The following is a 19923-nucleotide window of genomic DNA, read 5'->3' as shown; positions in this document are numbered from 1 at the left end:
TCTGCCTCAAACTCTCTTCACTGTGACGTAATCGCGAGGGGTTGGCTTTCATCATGTTGCGGTCGGGTTGCAAAATCTTGCGCATTTTAGCGTGATACATCTGGCTACCTGACGTCTCTCATCCTAGACTGGACCCCTGTTTATCAAGCGGAAGCATGCCATGTCTCGCGTTTACGACACCTTTGAAACACTGCGTCAAAAAAAGGCCGTGCTACGGGAATCGGTGATGCTTAATTCGGGCATCCGACTGGCCGCCTGGCACAACAAACAAGACCGCGTTACCGTTAACAGCAATCATCATACGCTCAGCCTGTATATTGCTGATGGTTATGAGAGTTACCACAAAACGGCAAACGGATGGCGCAACGGCGGCGGACCGAATAAATTTTGCCTGATGCCGCAGCACAGTGAATCGACCTGGGATGTACGCAGCGATCTCTCCTTCGTGCATCTCTACTGCACAGATGAGCACCTGCGAGAGGTCGGTGAAAAGATTTGGGATCGCAGCCCGGCCTCGTTATCCCTCGATGAAAAGATTTTTGCCAGTGATGACACGATTACAGCGTTGTATCGCCAGTTTTTACTTAGCTGCGACTGGCAGCAGCCAGCCAATCAGCTGATGCTGAGTACCGCCAGCACGTTGTTGTTAACCCATCTGATTCAACACTATTCGTGTGTTCAGTGGCGGCTTCCCTCTGTCACGGGCGGACTTGCTCCCTATGTGTTGCGCAATACCTTGGCGTTTATTGATGCGCACCTGGCTCTGCCCCTTACTCTGAACGTTCTCGCCAGCCAGGCCAGTCTGAGTGAATATCATTTTGCCCGGATGTTTCGTCAGTCACTCGGCGTTGCACCTCACCAGTACGTGATGCAGCGCCGGATGGAAAACGCGCGTCAGATGATCGTATCGACATCATTGTCGTTAACCGAGATTGCACTGGAGAATGGTTTTAACTCACTGAGCCATTTCAGTAACCGGTTTAAGCAGGTGACCGGATCGACGCCGTCGCAGTTACGCATGGCCAGCGGCCCTGAATTGTTGTGAATCGTCTCAGTCATGGACGAAGTACCCCGCGAGTTAACCTAAACCAATCCTCACACATCGGCGGTTCGTGCTTTGACGCATTGTGTAACCTGATTACACTACGTGCAGATTCATTCGGACGCCCTGTGACGGGATAACTTTTTTTTACCCTTCCGGTGAGTAAAACGCTTTCGTGATGGTTTTGCTCACTCTGGAGGACAACAGACTTCCCGTCGCGATCACTGGCCTTTTGTCCGGTTAATCATGAATCAGACCATAAGGACCACCGTCATGTTTATGTTCAAAAATGCGCTATTCCCGCCTCCCGGATGGACGGCATCCTTGCTGTAAGGCATCCGTAAAGCGTTTTTAAACGCGAAACGGCAATGCGGCGATCCTGCCTTGCACAGCGGAACCACACCCTGACGTACTGGCAGACCTTACGCTGTTCCTGTGACGCGCTAATCCCTTTTTGAGTGAGGCGACTTTACGCCTTTACCAGAAACCGGTGAGCCCCTGCTCTGCCTGAAGCCATGAAACAAACCTGTCCTGCCCCGATTTGTTGCTTTCTGCACAGTAGGGTCAGGCGCTCATCATTAACCAGGGAGGAATACTATGAATCGTTCATCCGAAACCGCGATTACCCTGATCTTTCTTTTTGTCGGCTTTATCGTGATGTCGGCAGGTATTTGGCAAATACTGACGCAGTGAGGGAATGCAATGCGCAAGTTCACGCTTAACCAGATTTTTATTCAGGTTGTTGCCATAGCGGCCATCCTCATCCTGCTGACGATCGTGATTCGTTAACCACTCAGGACCAGACATTACCTGCGTCTGGTCCGTCAGATACCGGACCCGGTGGGCGCAGCGTAATGCCCACGACGGTGCCTGAGAACCCATTAAATTTTCTGGTCAAACATCCACTTTCACGGAACACACGTAACCAACCCCCATAAAACCTTCGCTTTCATAATCTTGCTCAACACCGCGCTATGCCTTATGCGCTACCGTCTGCTGGCAAAGGCTGAACGCCCCTGCAACCTTTTAAAAACCCTTAACAATTCACACTTTCTTTCAACGTCTCAGGGAATAATTATGAATGTATGCCACACTTTTTTTATTGGGGGACTGGCCGTAATCATGACGATGAGTAACGCGATGGCAACGAAAAATACTGAACTGAACGGATACCGTGAAGGCGCAAAGGTGATTGAAGTCCAACCTGTGCGCAACCAGATTGATGCGATCACTGGCGTGGTTTATTCGCAGATTACAACGCTACGATCGGTCAGACCGCTTCACATGTCATTACTGGTGCCCCGCACCGATACAGTCAAACCCGCAATTGTTTATTTTCCGGGCGGCGGTTTCACCAGTGCCGACCACGAGAAATTTATTCAAATGCGCATGGCGCTGGCAGAAGCCGGTTTTGTTGTAGCCGCTGCCGAATATCGCGTCGTACCGGATACCTTCCCTGCGCCGGTTGTTGACGGGAAAGCAGCCGTGCGCTATTTGAGACAACATGCAGAAACGTACGGTATTGATCCTCATCGTATTGGCGTTCTGGGCGACTCGGCTGGTGGCTGGATGGCTCAAATGCTGGGCATGACAAATGGCCAGACCGTGTTCGATCAAGGGGATTTCACAGATAAATCGTCTGATGTTCAGGCCGCCGCTACGATTTACGGTATTTCCGATCTGCGCAATATTGGCGAAGGCTTCTCTGAAGAGAATCAACAGGTCCACGCCTCACCGGCCGTCACTGAAGCCCTTTTGATTCATGGACCGGCCTTCCACAATTTTGCAGGCGCGTCTGTCATGGATGATCCCGATAAAGCCCGTCAGGCAAGTCCCATGGGCCATCTTGCGAACCCCAAACCGCCTTTCCTGATTATGCACGGTGATAAAGATTCACTCGTTTCACCGCATCAAAGTGCGCAACTCTTTGATGCGCTAAAAAAGGCAGGTGATCAGGTTGAGTACGTCGTGGTGAAAGGTGCAGAACATGGTGATGAGGTCTGGTATCAACCTGACGTCATCCGCCTGGTTGTGAACTGGTTTTCAGAGGTGCTGCACCCTGATACACGAACAGGCAGCAAGAGCACAGCCAATTTAAACGACAATTTGTAATGCACCAGGCAAACCACTTTATGTGGTTTGCCTGATCATCAATCTGCTGACACGTCAGCCATCAGGTCCGCGACAGTCTGTTTTGCCCCTTTGTCCAGTAGATGGAGATAGAATTTAACCACCTGCTGCACAAAACAGGGATTATCGGGTAGCGTGTGGCCGAATATAGCTTCCAGTCCTAACAGCGCTTTTACCCTCGCCTCCCCTTCTACGCTGCCGTCAACGACGGTTCGTATAGACGCCAATAAAGGATCGCAGACCTCAATCTCTTTTCCCTGGTCATCCTTACCGCTGACATAGCGCATCCATGCGGCAATACCTAATGCAAGCAGATCAAAACGGCTGCCGCGCTTGAGGTGCCAGCAAACGGAATGTAACCAACGCTGCGGTAACTTCTGGCTGCCATCCATCGCAATTTGCCAGGTACGATGCTGTAGCGCGGGATTTTCATAGCGTGCAATCAGCCGATCGGCATAATCGATCAAATCAACGTTCTTAACGGTTAGCGTCGGTGCCTGTTCTGTCAACATTAAGCGTCGTGCCGCAAGGCGAAAGTGCGGGTCCTGCATACAGTCATAAATATGCTCATAACCCGCAAGGTTGCCCAGATAAGCCAGAAATGAATGGCTGCCGTTCAACATACGCAGTTTCATCTCTTCGTAGGGCAGCACGTCTTTGACTAACTCTGCACCGGCTTTTTCCCATGCCGGCCGCCCTGCGACGAAATTATCCTCAATAACCCACTGGCGAAAGGGCTCACAGGCTACCGCGACGGGATCGGCCACCTGAATAAGCGCCGCGATCGCGTCAAGACTCTGCGGATTCATCGCCGGTACGATACGGTCCACCATGGTTGAAGGGAACGTCACCTGCTGTTCAATCCAGTCTGCCAGGTCGTTGTCACGTTGTCGGGCAAAAGCACGCACGACCTGACCGATCACTTTTCCGTTTTCTGGAATATTGTCGCAGGACAACACAGTAAACGCAGGCAGACCAGCAGCCTTGCGACGCGCCAGTGCTTCAACGATGATCCCTGGCGCAGAAAGCGGCTGGTGAGGCTGAGCCAGATCAGCGACAATCTGAGGATGGTCGCGCATCAGCTCGCCCGTTGCCGGTGAATGACAATAGCCTTTCTCGGTAATCGTTAAGGAAACGATGGCAATTTCGGGCTGACACAGGGCGTGAAGTACGGCTTCGGTTCCATCGACCTGAGCGTGAAGCGCCTGCTTCACCACACCAATTACGCGCCCTTCCCAGCCATGAGCCGACATTTCTGCCACGCTGTACAATAATCCCTGACGTTTCAGATCGGCAATCTGTTGTTCCCCGCCGATGAGATTAACTTCGACGTAGCCCCAGTCGCTGTTATGTTCTGCTGCAAGAACATCGGCATAGACCGCCTGATGAGCCCGATGAAAAGCACCGAATCCAAGATGGACAATACGCGGGACGAGCTTATTCCTGTTCCATTTTGGAACCGTCGCCTTCGCATTCAGTAGAGTAGTTTGCATTTCTTTCTCACCTTATTTTTTATTAGCTGCGTGGACACTGACGTTAAATAACGGCAGCACCTGGAGATCGCCTTGATGTTTTCCTGTGCGGCGCCGTTTGGATCAAGCGCCTGAGAACACCACGGCAAAAGGAAAGTTTTTAAAACAGAACAGGTGCGAGAAGCCTATCGTCAGCGGCAGAATTGTTCCACTACCATACCAGTTATAAATAAAAAATGTGATGAATGGCAATTATGTCTTTGGGCAAAGTATTATTAATTAACAAAGAAAATAAAAATCATAACTTCTTTATAACTATAAATATTACTGGCACTACAGAAGAATTAACTTTCAAACAGGCTGATACGTATTAACACGCTGTTTTGCGGTGCGAGTGAATAACCAAAATTTAAAAAAATACGAAAGATTGCTTATAAAAACGGCCGACCTCATCAGGCGTCATGTATAAAAAGACTTAATCGCACCAATGGGTTTAAGAGCACGGTGAGCTATTTCGCTACGGACAAAACGAAAATCAGGCAGAAACTCAACGCCGTGTTTGACAGGCGGGACATTAACGCTGAACGCTTTTTATTCCCTCATCTGGCGTCATTCGACGCGTACGTGGTAAGGCCGTCAGTTATGCCTCTGTGGAGCCGGAGCATTTAAACCAGTCCGATACGGTGCTGTATTGATATTGCACCCGCATGCGATGACAGACACCCGTTTCCCGACGCGTCGCTGTATTAAGGTTATATAGGTTCAGGTGCCTGTTTTATCGCGAAGGTTTTCACAGCCGCCCAGAAGCCGTATGCAGGGCAACGCAATCATGTCACCCTGAGCCTCCCTTCCCGCACAACACTATGCTTGCGTAATTTGCAGCGCCATATCAATCGAGATAGCCATACTTTCGGGATTCGCTTTACCGGTCCAGGCAATGTTAAAGGCCGTGCCATGATCGGCTGAGGTGCGCAGGAACGGTAAGCCTGCGGTAATATTTACACCGTCGTAAAAGCCCAACAACTTGAGCGGAATATGGCCTTGATCATGATACATAGCCACAACAATGTCATACATGCCCTCATTGCATTGCATAAATACGGTGTCCGGCGGGCACGGGCCATAGACGTCTATGCCCTGCGCCTTCATCGCCTCAATCGCCGGTGTCAGCACGCGAATTTCCTCATCACCGAACAACCCATTTTCACCCGCGTGTGGGTTAACGCCCGCAACCGCAATACGCGGCTGGCTAAAGCCGACACGGCGCAAAAACGTATCGGCAATTCTGATTACCGTTTCAACGCGCGCCTGGCTGAGCGTATCCAGGAATGTCCGTAGAGAAATATGCGTGCTGACGTGGATCACTTTGAGTTTATCGGTGTAGAGCACCATCGAATAATCTTTGGTGTCAGTTAATTTTGCCAGTAATTCCGTATGGCCTGGATAATGATGGCCGGCCATATGCAGCGCTTCTTTATTCAGCGGAGCCGTCGCAATCGCTTTCACATCACCGCGCATCGCCATTTCTGTTGCACGTTTGATGCATCGATAAGCCACATCGCCCGCTTCAGGCTGCACAACCCCACACTGTAGTGCCTCAGGATGTACCACTTTCTCATCGATAATATGAATAACGCCGGGCATAAAGAGGGCTTCGGACACGTTATTAATGACGTTTAATTCCGCCTGGGGCGTTATGTTCATTGCCAGTATGCGGCGGAACGTTTGTACACAACCGATAACCACAACGGGCGAACCCGCTAACGCGCCCTCGGTTAAGGCCTTAATAATAATTTCAGGACCGATCCCAGCCGGATCGCCCATCGTAATCGCCACAACATTCGTCACTTATTTTCTCCTCAACGACGCTCAAAATTTTTAAAGGGGGAGGTTCATTACCCAAACACCGGCTTTCGTTAATACCGCCTGACGTCAGTCACAACCGGATGCATGCCCACCCGGAACATACACCGCCGCCCTTCTGGGCCGCGTTACGCCCGGGCCGAGACGGTTGCAGCAGTCCATTTAGCCAACCCTGACGTCTTGTCGCTAAAATCAGCCCAGCGTGCAAACCCGCATTGCCGTCGTTGAGCGATTTCACTCATCCGGTCAACGGTCAGAGATCTGGCCCTCTTGTTTTGTCGCCCTGTCGTCAAAAGCACCTGAAGATCAGAGACACAACGCACCTCATCAGTTTTCACCCCTCACTATAATGATTATATTCAATCACATTCGATTATATGTGAGCAAGATCAATTTAATAAAGCGCCATTTTATTTATAAATTTAGCCAGTGAGTGAGCGAAGTTAAGCGGAATGAAGAATTTCAGTCATTTATGGGGAGACAGACGTGGCATTAATTAACAGCACAATATTGAGCGGTTCCGACGCGATAAAGGCACTGACGCCGGTCGTTACGGACAAACAACACCTGCTGGTTTTAACAGACAAGAACATTGTAAATTTGCCCGCGACCACGCAAATCCTGACGTTGCTCAGTCAGGATGGCCGTCACGTTAAACTGATCGATGATGTTCCGGCAGAACCCACGCATAACGATGTTGAAGCGGTGCTGTCGCGTACAGCAGGTAAAACGTTTGATTTAGTGGTGGGCATTGGCGGTGGAAGCGTACTGGATGTGGCGAAGCTGCTTTCTGTGTTATGTCACGTTGCGTCACCCTCCCTTAAAGCGCTGCTTGATGGCGGGAAAATTACAGCCCGTTTACCCTCACTGCTTATTCCCTCGACGGCGGGAACGGGTTCGGAAGCAACGCCCAATGCTATTCTGGCTATCCCTGAAAAAAACACCAAATCAGGCATCATTTCCCCTGTGATGCTGCCGGATTATGTCGCGTTAATTCCAGAACTGACCACCAGCATGCCTGCGCATATCGCCTCATCAACGGGCATTGATGCACTGTGCCATTTACTGGAATGTTACACCGCCACCATTTCGAACCCTGTGGGTGACAACGTTGCGCTGATGGGCCTGCATAAGCTGTTCCGGAATCTGGAAACATCCGTCACTGAACCGCATAACCTGAACGCGAAGCTGGAAATGCTATGGGCTTCTTATTATGGCGGCGCGGCAATCGCGCACGCCGGCACCCATCTTGTTCATGCGCTTTCGTATCCTCTGGGAGGCACTTATCACCTGCCTCACGGCGTCGCCAATGCCATTCTGCTGGCACCCTGTATGAAAGTGGTGCGCCCGTTTGCCATCGACAAATTTGCCACTGTCTGGGACCTCATTCCGGGCGCCGATATCACATTGACCCCGGAAGAAAAATCGCACGCGCTGGTCGACTATCTCGCCAAATTAGTTAAACGGCTCAATCTGCCGGATAACCTGGAAACATTAGGTGTGCCGTCAGATGATATTGATGCGCTGAGCGAATCTGCACTCAATGTGAAGCGTTTAATGAACAATTCACCCTGCGCTGTAAGTCATCAGGATGTGGCTGATATTTACCGGGCCCTGTTCCCTAAAATTTAACCACCGAAAGGAGTGGGTAAAGATGAAAAAAATAGAAGGTGTACTTACAGCGATTGTGACGCCTTTTACTCAGGAAGGTGATCTTTATCTTGATGAACTGAAGCGCCAGGTTACCCGACAACTCAATGCCGGTAACGGTATTTTTTGCGGCGGCACAAATGGTGAGTTCTTTGTTCTCAACGAAAAAGAAAAGCTTACTGTTACAGAAACCTGTGTTAACGAAGTGTCGGGGCGGGCAAAGGTTGTTGCCCATATTGGTGAGATATCGACCCGGGACACCCTTCGCCTGGGTAAACAAATTGAAAAGCTGGGCGTGGATGCGGTTTCAGTAATCACGCCCTATTTTGTGCCGTTAAATCAACGCGAACTGATTAACCATTACACGGCAATTGCGGATGGCCTTTCCGTACCGGTTTTTCTGTACAACATTCCGGCCAGAACAGGCAATACGATTGAACCAGAAACCGCTCGCACCCTTGCTGCCCATCCCAATATCATTGGTGTAAAAGACAGTGCCGGAAGTCATGAAAGCCTGCGCGGCTATCTGGACGCGGTAAAAGAATGCGACAACTTTGACGTGCTTAACGGCCCTGATTCACTTATCCATCAAGGCTTTGTTGAAGGGTGCTCTGCCTGTATATCAGGTCTGGCTAACGTTGCACCGCGCCAGATAAATGCGATCTGGTCACGCTTTCATGCCGGCGATATTGACGGATCACGTCAGGCGCAGGAACAGGTCACAGGGTTGCGCACCGATCTTTATAAGGTCGCCTTTTCACCTGCAGCAGTAAAAAAAGCGCTACAAATTTTAGGCCATAACGTGGGCGAGAGCCGTTATGCCATTCATTTTGACGCTGCGCAGAAAGAGGAAATTCGCAGAATCACTAACCTGTACCTGAAATGATAATAAGAATTTATAAATTTTAAATACCGGGAGCATAAAGCGCTCCCCGAATTTATCTTGCTCTATCTGAGGCTATAATGAAAACATTCAACGCTCAGGACACCCTGATAATTATCGGCATTGTATTGGCATATATTCTTTTTACCACCTGGCTGACATTCCGGTTACGTAGTAAAAACGCGGGCGATTTTATGGAAGGCTCAAGAGCCATGCCTGCCTTTATTGTAGGTATTCTGCTGATGTCAGAATATATCGGTGCAAAATCGACGATCGGCACGGCTCAGGCCGCCTTTGAAGGTGGGATTGCCGCGTCCTGGTCAGTCATTGGCGCCGCTATTGGCTTTCCCCTTTTTGGCATGATTCTGGTGAAACGCATTTATAATACCGGTAAAATTACCATCTCGGGTGCGATTGCTGAGAAGTACGGTAACAGCACCAAGAATATTATTTCACTGATCATGATTTATGCCCTGCTTTTGGTCAATGTGGGAAATTATGTCAGTGGTGCGGCGGCAATCGCCACTGTATTACACGTGACATTGCCGGTTGCCGCTTTTATTACGGCTGTAGTCAGTACGTTCTATTTTGCCTTCGGCGGTTTAAAAGGAATCGCCTGGGTCACCATGCTACACAGCGCGCTGAAATATTTTGGTATCCTGGCTATTCTTTGGTTTGCATTGTCACAAACGGGCGGCCTCAAGCCTATGATCAATGAAATGCCCGCTTATTACTGGACCTGGGACGGTAATATTGGCGCGTCAACCATTGTCGCCTGGCTTATCGGGACGATTGGCTCGATCTTCTGCACCCAGTTTGTCATTCAGGCTATCTCGTCGACCAGAAGTGTGAAGTCGGCGCAGCGCTCGACCTGGATTGCCTTTCTGTTCTGTATGCCGATTGCGTTGGCGATTGCCGTTATCGGTGTGGCAGCCAAATATCTCCACCCCAATATTGACAGCCTGTATGCATTGCCGGTGTTTCTGCAGGATATGAATCCCTGGCTGGCTGGTCTGGTAACGACCTCACTGGTTGCCTCTATATTTGTCAGCGTCAGTACCGTTGCCCTGGCTATCGCGTCGCTGGTGGTGAAGGATTTCTATGTGCCTTATTTCAAACCCACGACAGAGCAGGAATTTAAAACCACGCGCTGGTTGTCGCTGCTGATTGGCTTTCTGCCGCTGATCTTTGTCCTGTTTGTCCCTGAAGTTCTGAAACTGTCCTTCTTTACCCGAGCGATTCGCCTGTCTATCACCGTTGTCGCGGTCATTGCCTTCTATGCCCCGTTCTACAGAAGTACTCGCGGTGCCAATGCCGGCCTGATTGGTGCATGTGTCGTGACCTCAGTCTGGTATCTGGCAGGCGATCCGTTCGGTATTAATAACATGTATATCGCCCTACTGACGCCTGCATTGATCATGGCGATTGACCATATGATCCCCAGCAAAGCCAGAACCGCAGCGGCAGAACACGCCAGAGCTGCCGCAGGAAAAGGAGAATAAAATGACTGTAACCGTAACGCGTGATGGCATCCTGACGCCATGGGAAAAAGATGACCGCGTACTGACCGCAATGCTGCCTTCGTCATGTCCACAGAACCACGCCGCCAATATTTTACCGCTGCACGATGGTTCTCTGCTCTGCGTCTGGTTTGGCGGCACACAGGAAGGCATAGCCGATATCTCTGTCTGGTGCTCGCGCTTACCTGCAGGCAGCCATATCTGGAGTGAGGCGATAAAACTGTCCGACGATCCAACCCGTTCTGAGCAGAATCCCGTTCTGTTCCTCGCGCCCGACAACGTGCTGTGGCTGTTGTGGACCGCACAGCTGTCCGGTAATCAGGATACGGCGATTGTCCGCTACCGCCAGTCTGGCGATCTGGGTAAAACCTGGGGGCCCATTGACACGTTACTGGATAAACCGGGCACCTTTATTCGTCAGCCCATCACCGTGCTGGAAAACGGCAACTGGTTACTGCCGGTGTTTTACTGCCGCACGCAGCCGGGTGAAAAGTGGGTGGGTAACGACGATATCAGTGCGGTGAAGATTTCATTCGACCAGGGTAAAAGCTGGCGGGATGTGGTTGTGCCGGAAAGCCTGGGGTGCGTACATATGAATATCACTGCCCTGCAGGATGGTTCGCTGGTTGCCCTTTACCGCAGCCGTTGGGCAGACAATATCTATCTCAGCCGATCCACCGATGGTGGTGAGAGCTGGACAGCGCCTGAAGCCACGGTGTTACCTAACAACAATTCGTCAATTCAGGTGACGACGCTGCAAAGTGGCGAACTGGCGCTGGTGTTTAATAGCATGAGTGCAGCCGGGGCAACGGAACGTCGCGCGTCACTCTATGATGAGATCGATGACGGTGACGGCAGAAAGGAGCCAGAAGCAACCGGACGAAGCGCTTTCTGGGGGGCGCCACGCGCCCCAATGACTGTCGCAATTTCCGCCGATGGCGGCAAAACCTGGCCGTGGCAGAAAAACCTGGATGAAGGTGACGGTTACTGTATGACAAACAATTCTCAGGAAAAACTGAACCGTGAGTTTTCCTACCCGAGCATTAAACAGGATGCACAGGGTACCTTACATATCGCGTATACCTATTTCCGCCAGGCGATTAAATATGCGCGCGTCACACCCGACTGGGTGAAGGAGTAAGCAAATGATTATCGGCAATCTGAACGCCCTGCCACTGGCAGGGTTACCCGAACCCTTACTGGCTCTGCTCCGGTTACCCGACTGTTCTCTTGAAGCGCTGGCCGCAAGGGATATCGGTAGATGGCAGCCGGAAAATGCAGCGTGGTTTTGCACGATCCAACAGGCCACCACCCAGGACGCCACGCTGCGTCATACGGAATACCACCATCTTTGGACTGACATTCAGGTGATGCTGGAGGGTGAAGAGGTCATTTATGCTGGCACCCATTCCATTGCCAGGGCCGGAGATGAAGAGCGCAAACCCGATTTGTATATCGCGCAGCCAGAACCATTACCGGTTAGCATCACTTTGCGTAAGGGAGACTTTGCGGTCTTTTTGCCCGGTGAACCCCATCAGGCCCTCTGTGCCGCAGGCGCGCCAGTAGCCGTTCGTAAAGCCGTCTTTAAGGTACCGAAATCGATGTCAGGAGGTTGAGATGCGTCACGCTATCGTTACAGGCTACAGTTCTGGCATCGGCAAAGCGATTACTCAGGATTTATTACAAAAGGGCTGGAAAGTTACGGGGCTGAGCCGGACGCAGGGCGAGGCAGCCTTACCCAACCTGAACGGCATCGCCGTTGATCTCACTGATGCCGATCAATTCAGGTCGGCAATCAGCGGGCTTGAAACGCCGGATGCGCTGATTCACGCCGCAGGAATGATCGTCGCCGCCCCGCTGGGCGAACTGGACGGAGCGGCCAGCAAACGCTTGTGGTCGTTGCACGTTCACGCAGCCGAAGTGCTGATCAATCACTTTGCGCCAACGCTTAAGCCAGGCAGCAGGATCGTCGTTATCGGCAGTCGTACCTCGCGCGGTGCCGCCAATCGCTCGCAGTATGCGGCAACCAAAGCGGCGCTGGTTGGCATGGTCCGCTCATGGGGAATGGAACTGGCTCCTCGGCAGATTACGGTGAATGTTGTCGCTCCCGGCGCAACCGAAACGCCGATGCTGACCAAACCTGAACGGGCCTCATCCGCCCCCATCCTGCCGCCAATGGGACGCCTGATTCAGCCAGAAGAAGTGGCTTCACTGGTGAGTTATTTACTCAGTGAACGCGCTGCTCCCATCACAGGGCAGGAGCTGGTGATATGTGGAGGCGCTTCACTTAAAGCCTGATTTGCCGCGTGGTTAAACCCGCGTTTACCGGCTGGTTTAACCACGGCTGTCGCGCTTATTCCGGTGAAATGGCGTGAGCCCTTCCCCTTTTTCATTCACATTACGTCACAGGCTTTGCCCGCATAGCGATCTAAAACTCTTCCGGCTCGCCGGGTAGTGGTTCGGTCAGTGCCTGCCCTTTCACACCCGCGTACGTGATAATCAGCTCAGCAGGACTTTCCAGCGTAAAACCACGATGCGCACTGTTGATGGTTTCATTCAACGCTTCACCAGCCTGAAAAGTTTGCTGCTCACCCGTTTCTTTATCCTCCACCACTAACGTCCCTGAAAGGACAAACGCTGCATTGGGCATCGGATGAGTATGCCAGGGCAAGGCGGTTTGCGCCGGAAGGGTTAAGCGTATGACTGTCAGTTCGGGTTGTCCCTGCGGATAAGCGTCAATATGTTGGCCATTCCATGCCTGGCAACTTTTGAGCAGCGTTACCGCCTTAATTTCTGATGCTGATGCGTTATCGCTGTTTTCACCTGACATCGTTTCTCCTGTTAATGACGCCCCGGGCCGGGCTGAGTGACTCGTTTAAAAATAGCTGATAATTCGCCAGCACACTTAATATCAGCAATTGAAAGGCGGCGGAGACAGCGATAACAGCGCTGATGTTTTTTTATCCCAATCAGAGCATGATGGTTATATCTTATAGCGACGCGTAAGTACGCAATACCGTGAATTTGTATTAGGCTTTCGGCATCAAATACTGATGGGAATCCCTACACATGAAAGGTTTATTGACGGCGCTAATCGCCAGTTCCGTATTATTATTGTCCGCCTGCTCGCCTGATAACGATCATAAAGTGAAAGTGGCTATTAATACGGGTCCTGATGAAGCTATCTGGAAAGAAGTACAGAAAGTAGCCAAAGATAAGTATCAGCTGGATGTTGAAGTGCTGAACTTCAATGATTATGTTTTGCCCAATGAAGCACTGAATAATAAAGAAGTGGATGCGAACGCCTTTCAAAGCCTGCCTTACCTTGAAGAGCAGTCAAAGGAGCGCGGCTATAAATTTGCCGTTGTGGGCAAAACGTTTGTTTTCCCTATCGCTGCCTATTCGCACAAAATTAAAAATATCAGTGAGCTGAAGGATGGCGATACCATTACGATATCAAATGAAGCCACCACGCTTGGACGCAGCCTGCTGCTATTACAGGCTCAGGGGCTGATTAAGCTAAAAGACGGTGTGGGTTATTTACCAACATCGCTGGATATTACCGATAATCCCAAACATCTGAAGCTGGTCGAAGTGGATACACCACAGCTTACCCGCACGCTGGACGACCCAAACGTCACCCTTTCCATTATTAATACCAACTTCTCTGCGCAGGCGGGGTTATCTGCTCATCGCGATGGTTTGTTTATGGAAAGCGCCTCTTCGCCGTACGTTAACGCCCTGGTTTCACGTCAGGACAATAAAGACAGCGATAAGATTCAAAAGCTGAAAGCTGCATTTCAGTCTCCTGAGGTCGCAGCAAAAGCAGAAGACGTTTATAAAGGCGATGCCATTAAAGGTTGGTAAATCCGACAGCCTGGGGCAAGCCGCGCAGCAGGCGGCCTGTTCCAGGCATAACGTGCCGTCAGGCGGCAGCGCCTTTGGTTTGTGCGGAAAGATGCCCGGCCCATAAGCTGGCAATCCACCGGACCCCTTTCGTGGTAAACCGCGCCTGTGAGAAAGTATGCTGATTTTCTGCCGTTCCTGCGTGCAGGGTAAAGTAACCCGCCTGCAGATGGTAATGCTGTGGTGTCAATGCGCCCTTTTCACGGTACATGATATTGCGGTCGAGCAGAAACTGACGAAAATCCGTTTCTTTCACTTTCAGCATTTTACACAGCTGACGAAAACCGAGCGCGGTGTCCACATTCACGAAATCGTCGAAAAAGGCGGCTTTTGGCGCAGATTCGGCCAGTTGCTTTTCTGCAGCACGGCGCTGTTCAAACTGCTCCGCCCAGGCGCGGGCCGCCTCGGCGGGATTCGTGAAATCAGGGAGATGAACGCGTTCTTCACGCGCCTGCCAGCGATCAAGCGCTTCCGCGGTAAAGCCAGGCGAAAGCCGGGCCACCGCCAGAAGGGAATCGCGTTTATTCAGGTGATATTCCTGGCGCATTTCGCCCTGGTGTTCATAGAGATTGACCAAAAGTGGCTGGGACAGGCGCTGTGCCGTTTCAAGGCTTTTGATTAACCGTTTAACTTCACCATGTGTATTTCCGGTCATTTGAGCAATTTCCCGGCTACTCATTGTGATGGCATGATCCGTTGCGTTGAAAGTTTCTGTCGACATCATCATGGGCTTTACCCCCTAATCATTCCAGACAACACCCAGCGGGCAGTGGAATAATTATACAATTACCTGTTTAAATATCCAGTATTATTTTTAAGCAACATCATAAATGGAATGCGTTACACAATCGAACAGCGATCGCGATACCGGAGGCACGCAAAGCATGGCCCTGTGCTTTTCACCTTGCCAGGGAACCCGGGGCACACGCGGAAGACCGCAAAAGCGAGTGAAAGGTAAGCGCACGGGGTTTACATCGGTTTATACTGTCCGCTATTCATCACTGAATTCAGCCGGATACTGCTGTCCGGCAGCGGGATCGATGTCTTTATGATGTGTGACTGGCAATGGTACGCATCAGAGAATTTATAGTCATTCGGGAAGATGAGCGCGTCTGCCGATCTCTCAGGAACCGGATGTCACGTTGACTGGAGTAAGTTATGCAACCGTTAAGAGTCGCCTTTATCAAGGCAAACTGGCACAGCGAGATTGTTTCTCAAACCCTGGCTGGATTTCAGCAGGAAATGGACAACAGCAGCACGCCCTGTGAAATTAAAACCTGGGATGTGCCTGGCGCCTTCGAAATGCCGTTACTGGCACAACGCCTGGCACAAACCGGTAAGTTCGATGCAATCGTCTGTGCGGCTCTGGTCGTGGATGGTGGCATTTACCGCCACGATTTTGTCGCTCAGGCCGTCGTGAACGGACTCATGCAGGCACAACTGGCGACCAACGTGCCCGTGTTTTCCGTCTCACTGACACCACATAATTTTCAGCCTGCCGATGAATTCATTCGCTTCTACACCGAGCATTTTGTGAAAAAAGGCAAAGAAGCGGCGCGCGCAGTCCGTCAAATTCACGCCATTTCACTGTAAACGCACGTGGTTTTGTCTGTTTAACAGTCTGTTTATCACAGCCAGGCGGCGCGCTTATCCAGAGTGCCGCTATTTCAGGAGACAGTATGGAAGCCCCACGCCAGCCTTTACCACCGTTTACCGATGTACAACAGGCCATAACGAAAGTGCGTCTGGCCGAAGATGCCTGGAACAGCCGCGACCCCGAACGCGTTTCACTGGCTTACTCGCCTGACAGCGTCTGGCGAAATCGCGATATCTTCCTGAGCGGACGTAGCGAAATCGTGGCGTTTTTGCGCGAGAAATGGCAGCAAGAAGCCGAGTATCGGCTGATAAAAGAGCTGTGGAGTTTTTACTCAAACCGCATTGCGGTTCGGTTTGCCTATGAATGGCATGACAGCGCGGCAAACTGGTTTCGTTCTTATGGCAATGAAAACTGGGAATTTGACGAGAATGGCTTCATGGTCAGGCGCCACGCCAGCATAAACGATGTGGCGATTGCCGAGAGTCAGCGTTTGTTTCACTGGCCTCAGGGCCGCCGACCGGACGACCATCCTTCACTCAGTGATCTTGGCCTGTAGGCAATTTCCGTGAAACATGTCTGAGATCCACCTGACGCACCTTCTCGCGTCGGGTGAGACAGAAAAGAACAGCACCATATTGTCTGAACCGTTCACCTTCAGGCTGTAAACAGCAGCCCTGACTTTCACACTACCTGGGCATTTTAGTTCCGGCAAGGCTGTTCACGCCGACAATTCAGGTCAGTCACATCGAACTGACCATTCCGCCCAATGCCTTAACCTTGTTCCTGCGCGGCGTCGTTTGATTTAGGCTGCTCAACAAAGGTCGCTTTATTGCGCGTCACCGTGTAGGCCACTTTTTTCACGTCGTTAGGTGACGTTGTCACCTCAAGGGGATCAATGGTCACGCGTCCCAGACCAAATAAGGTACGGACGTAACCGCCGACTTCATGTTTACCCGCCGGGACATGCAGGACTTTACTTTCGCCATTCGGCAATTCACCAGCATCTTTACCATCCACGGTCAGGTAGATATGGGAACCGTCGTCAGCACGCGTAATCACATGAGAGACATCAATCTGCGTTTGTCCTTCAGCAAAGGCGTCAGCAGGATTGGCGGCAGGCTGCTTTTTGGCGCAGCCTGACAAGGCAGTGGCGACCGCGAGTGCGGCAAACAGATAACGATAACGCATTGTGGCTGTGTGACTCCCTGACAAATGAGCACGTTATTTTAGCGATTTCAGAGCATGATGGAAGCCCGCAGGCGCTCGGCATGCTCTGAATTTTGTCAGTAAGCAATGCGAAGAGTAACGAGAAACGGCCTGGCTGAACAGAGGTCGCCTGGCACAAGCGTGCCAGGCCTGATCGCGATCAGCTAAAGACCATTCCGCCATCAACCAGGATAGACTGGCCGGTAATATAATCCGAGTCCGGTCCTGCGAGGAAGGCTACACAGGCGGCCACATCGTCGGGCTCGGATAAACGGCCCAGAGTGATTCTTTTGGCGAAGGCCTCAGTACCATAACCTGCAGGCTGACCTGCGGCTTCGGAAATTTGCCGATCAATTTCTGCCCACATGGGGGTTTTGACAATGCCCGGGCAAAAACCGTTTACAGTAATGCCCGCCGGGGCGAGATCCCGGGCTGCCGTTTGGGTCAGACCGCGCACGGCAAACTTACTCGAACTGTATATCGCCAGTTCAGGATTTCCGACGTGGCCAGCCTGGGAGCAGGCATTAATGATCTTTCCGCCGTGCCCCTCCGCAGCAAAGGCTTCAACCGCGGCCTGCATCCCCCAAATCACGCCTTTCACGTTGACGTTGTAGACTTTATCAATGATGTCTTCCGTGATGTCCTGAACAGGCGTGGACGGCGCAATCCCGGCATTATTGACAATGACATTAAAGTCGCCCAGCACTTCACGTGCCTGCTCAACCGCGTGAAAAACCTGATCACGCTTTGATACATCAACCTTGATGGCTAATGCACTGCCCTGCGCTTTTTTAATTTTTTCCGCGACCTGAGAAGCGGTATCAAAATTAAAATCCGCTACCGCAACGGCAAAGCCATCTTTCGCCAGGCGTAACGCAATGGCCTCACCAATGCCCTGGCCCGCACCTGTTACCAGCGCCACTCGATTTTTCATTATCATGTCCTCCGTTCCTTCGTGATTAAAGAAGCTGACTCAGATGGAGTTGTCCCATCAAAAGGGGGTTATCCGCATAATCCACCGGTACAGCCACAACCGCCGGCCCCTGCACATCCATTGCTTTGCGCAGTGTCGGCTCAAGTTCAGCTGCGCTGGTCACCGCAAACCCCGCGGCGCCAAACGCCTCGGCATAGGCTTTAAAATCAATGGGCCCAAAATTGACACCGGACACACGTTGATATTTTTTCTCTTCCTGCATCGCCACCATGTTGTAGGCATTGTCAACCCAGATAATGTGCAGGATATTGGCGTTGAGCCTGACCGCCGTTTCCAGCTCCATACTGGACTGGAGAAAACCGCCATCCCCTGATACCGACACCACTTTACGTGATGGATCGACAAGCCAGGCACCGATAGCCCAGGGCAGGGCAACGCCCATGGTTTGTTGTCCGTTAGAAATCATGATTTGACGCGCACGGAAGCTGTAGAGGTAGCGGGCAATCCAGATATGAAAACTGCCCATGTCCACGGTAAGACTGACGTCACTGTTGATGATGTCCTGCATCGCCCGGACAATACGCAGGGGATGAAGTGCAAACTGATTCAGACTGGCCCCCTGAAGCGCCAGTAACTGTCGCTGTTGTTGGCGATCGTCCAGTATGCTGGCAGCCTGCTGACTAAGTTGTAAGGGTGAGGTTATCCGCGTCGCCAGCTTGCCCACCGTTGCCGCGATATTCCCCACTAACTCAGCATCAGGTAAATAGCGGTTGTCGGTTTCCGCCGGGACGACATCAATATGAATTAACGTCGCATTGCCGGTATTCCACATCGCCGGTTCGTACTCAACCGGGCTGTAGCCAATCGTGATAATCAGATCCGCCTGCTGGAGGAGTTTGTCACCGGCCTGGTTGTTGAAAAGACCCACGCGGCCAGCAAAACGGGAAAAGTGCTCCTGACGTATCGCGCCTGCTGCCTGATAGGTGCTGGTAACAGGGATATGGCTGCGGTTTAACAGATCGTGAATGGCCTCGCTGTTCTCAGGCTGGCTTGCCATCAGGCCAAGCAAAATCACCGGATTTTTTGCTTTGGCTATTTCACGACTGACCGCATCAATCATGACGTCGGGTGCCGCCCCCAGGGTGATACCGCCTTTGCTGGCCAGGACTTTGCCCGTCACCGGCTGGTCGACAATATCCTGTGGCAGGCTGACAAACGCACCGCCTCCGCGACCATGCTCCGCATGGCGAAAGGAATTTGACACGCATTCAGCCAGTGCGGAGGGATCGGTCACCTCTACCGCATATTTTGTGACCGGGCGGAACATAGAGACGGTATCCAGGCTTTGGTGGACCTGCTTGGCGCTGTCAGAGCGTTTGACGGCGCCCCCCAGCGCCACAACCGGATCGCCTTCGCTGGTCGCGGTCGCCATACCGGTCACCAGATTGGAGCAACCAGGACCGGAGGTGACCAGCGCCACCCCTGCTTTTCCGGTCAGTCTGCCCACCGCAGCGGCCATAAACGCAGCATTGGCTTCATGCCGCACGGGAATGGTCTGAACAGACGAATCCAGCAATGAATCAAAGACTTTATCGATTTTTGCACCCGGAATACCAAACACATGGCTGACGCCCTGTGCTTCCAGTTGTGCGACAACCAGGTCGGCGCCGCAGGTCCAGAGGGTTGTATCTGAGAGGGTTTTCATATTCAGGCCTCGTTA

20 protein-coding genes are annotated in these 19923 nt (G+C 51.7%); 13 read left to right on the top strand and 7 right to left on the bottom strand.

The features are described from left to right. Window positions 1-160 precede the first annotated feature (160 nt). The 4 genes from C1N59_RS21635 to C1N59_RS21620 all read left to right on the top strand — a co-directional run bounded on the left by C1N59_RS21635 (window position 161) and on the right by C1N59_RS21620 (window position 3154). Window positions 161-1045, top strand: coding sequence for a helix-turn-helix transcriptional regulator (locus tag C1N59_RS21635; RefSeq protein ID WP_394551102.1), 885 nt, complete (start codon window positions 161-163; stop codon window positions 1043-1045). A 594-nt stretch (window positions 1046-1639) separates the two neighbouring features. Next, window positions 1640-1735, top strand: coding sequence for a protein MgtR (gene mgtR / locus C1N59_RS21630; protein WP_110268492.1), 96 nt, complete (start codon window positions 1640-1642; stop codon window positions 1733-1735). Window positions 1736-1744: 9 nt separating this feature from the next. Then, the gene (gene mgtU, locus C1N59_RS21625) at window positions 1745-1831 is read left to right on the top strand and encodes a magnesium transporter protection protein MgtU (RefSeq protein WP_353247409.1); all 87 of its coding nucleotides are present in this window, start codon (window positions 1745-1747) and stop codon (window positions 1829-1831) included. A 288-nt stretch (window positions 1832-2119) separates the two neighbouring features. Continuing rightward, window positions 2120-3154: an alpha/beta hydrolase fold domain-containing protein gene (locus C1N59_RS21620; RefSeq protein WP_394551100.1), complete on the top strand. Its 1035-nt coding sequence runs from the start codon at window positions 2120-2122 to the stop codon at window positions 3152-3154. Between the two features lie 38 nt (window positions 3155-3192). Here C1N59_RS21620 and C1N59_RS21615 read toward each other — a convergent pair whose 3' ends face one another. After that, window positions 3193-4665, bottom strand: coding sequence for a mannitol dehydrogenase family protein (locus C1N59_RS21615; protein ID WP_394551098.1), 1473 nt, complete (start codon window positions 4663-4665; stop codon window positions 3193-3195). A gap of 840 nt (window positions 4666-5505) precedes the next feature. Then, entirely contained in the window at window positions 5506-6492 is a 987-nt protein-coding gene (locus C1N59_RS21610) for a D-threonate 4-phosphate dehydrogenase (protein ID WP_394551096.1), read from the bottom strand. Between the two features lie 501 nt (window positions 6493-6993). On the opposite strand from C1N59_RS21610, the gene C1N59_RS21605 reads away from it, so the two are divergent. The 6 genes from C1N59_RS21605 to C1N59_RS21580 all read left to right on the top strand — a co-directional run bounded on the left by C1N59_RS21605 (window position 6994) and on the right by C1N59_RS21580 (window position 12858). Then, complete coding sequence (locus tag C1N59_RS21605) at window positions 6994-8139, top strand: iron-containing alcohol dehydrogenase (RefSeq protein WP_394551094.1); 1146 nt, start codon at window positions 6994-6996, stop codon at window positions 8137-8139. Between the two features lie 22 nt (window positions 8140-8161). Then, window positions 8162-9043, top strand: a complete 882-nt coding sequence (locus C1N59_RS21600) for a dihydrodipicolinate synthase family protein (RefSeq protein WP_394551092.1) — start codon at window positions 8162-8164, stop codon at window positions 9041-9043. A gap of 77 nt (window positions 9044-9120) precedes the next feature. Further along, entirely contained in the window at window positions 9121-10542 is a 1422-nt protein-coding gene (locus C1N59_RS21595; protein WP_039339478.1) for a sodium:solute symporter family protein, read from the top strand. Between the two features lies 1 nt (window position 10543). Further along, window positions 10544-11701 carry a sialidase family protein gene (locus C1N59_RS21590; protein WP_394551090.1) on the top strand — a complete coding sequence of 386 codons (1158 nt, stop codon included), beginning with the start codon at window positions 10544-10546 and terminating at the stop codon, window positions 11699-11701. A 4-nt stretch (window positions 11702-11705) separates the two neighbouring features. Next, entirely contained in the window at window positions 11706-12176 is a 471-nt protein-coding gene (locus tag C1N59_RS21585; RefSeq protein ID WP_394551088.1) for a YhcH/YjgK/YiaL family protein, read from the top strand. A gap of 1 nt (window position 12177) precedes the next feature. Beyond that, window positions 12178-12858: an SDR family NAD(P)-dependent oxidoreductase gene (locus C1N59_RS21580; protein WP_394551085.1), complete on the top strand. Its 681-nt coding sequence runs from the start codon at window positions 12178-12180 to the stop codon at window positions 12856-12858. 130 nt (window positions 12859-12988) lie between these two features. On the opposite strand, the gene C1N59_RS21575 is transcribed toward C1N59_RS21580, so the two are convergent. Next, window positions 12989-13390 carry a cupin domain-containing protein gene (locus C1N59_RS21575; RefSeq protein WP_394551083.1) on the bottom strand — a complete coding sequence of 134 codons (402 nt, stop codon included), beginning with the start codon at window positions 13388-13390 and terminating at the stop codon, window positions 12989-12991. Between the two features lie 239 nt (window positions 13391-13629). Between C1N59_RS21575 and C1N59_RS21570 the strand changes: the two genes are divergently transcribed. Beyond that, on the top strand, window positions 13630-14427 hold the full coding sequence (locus C1N59_RS21570) for a MetQ/NlpA family ABC transporter substrate-binding protein (protein WP_033742422.1): 798 nt from the start codon (window positions 13630-13632) through the stop codon (window positions 14425-14427). A gap of 58 nt (window positions 14428-14485) precedes the next feature. On the opposite strand, the gene C1N59_RS21565 is transcribed toward C1N59_RS21570, so the two are convergent. Further along, the gene (locus tag C1N59_RS21565) at window positions 14486-15193 is read right to left on the bottom strand and encodes a phage antirepressor KilAC domain-containing protein (RefSeq protein WP_006121973.1); all 708 of its coding nucleotides are present in this window, start codon (window positions 15191-15193) and stop codon (window positions 14486-14488) included. Window positions 15194-15624: 431 nt separating this feature from the next. Between C1N59_RS21565 and C1N59_RS21560 the strand changes: the two genes are divergently transcribed. Beyond that, window positions 15625-16059, top strand: a complete 435-nt coding sequence (locus C1N59_RS21560) for a 6,7-dimethyl-8-ribityllumazine synthase (RefSeq protein ID WP_006121974.1) — start codon at window positions 15625-15627, stop codon at window positions 16057-16059. 86 nt (window positions 16060-16145) lie between these two features. Next, entirely contained in the window at window positions 16146-16619 is a 474-nt protein-coding gene (locus tag C1N59_RS21555) for a nuclear transport factor 2 family protein (protein WP_394551081.1), read from the top strand. Between the two features lie 215 nt (window positions 16620-16834). On the opposite strand, the gene C1N59_RS21550 is transcribed toward C1N59_RS21555, so the two are convergent. The 3 genes from C1N59_RS21550 to alsS all read right to left on the bottom strand — a co-directional run bounded on the left by C1N59_RS21550 (window position 16835) and on the right by alsS (window position 19908). Beyond that, the gene (locus tag C1N59_RS21550; RefSeq protein ID WP_006121976.1) at window positions 16835-17251 is read right to left on the bottom strand and encodes a hypothetical protein; all 417 of its coding nucleotides are present in this window, start codon (window positions 17249-17251) and stop codon (window positions 16835-16837) included. A 178-nt stretch (window positions 17252-17429) separates the two neighbouring features. Further along, window positions 17430-18203 (bottom strand): (S)-acetoin forming diacetyl reductase, encoded by a 774-nt coding sequence (locus C1N59_RS21545; RefSeq protein ID WP_033742618.1) that lies wholly within the window; start codon window positions 18201-18203, stop codon window positions 17430-17432. Window positions 18204-18228: 25 nt separating this feature from the next. Next, window positions 18229-19908: an acetolactate synthase AlsS gene (alsS, locus tag C1N59_RS21540; protein ID WP_394551079.1), complete on the bottom strand. Its 1680-nt coding sequence runs from the start codon at window positions 19906-19908 to the stop codon at window positions 18229-18231. Window positions 19909-19923: the final 15 nt, after the last annotated feature.

Source organism: Pantoea sp. SGAir0183, from assembly GCF_043545505.1.
The sequence above is the reverse complement of the archived record's forward strand: the minus strand, read 5'-3'. Positions and strand labels throughout refer to the sequence as shown.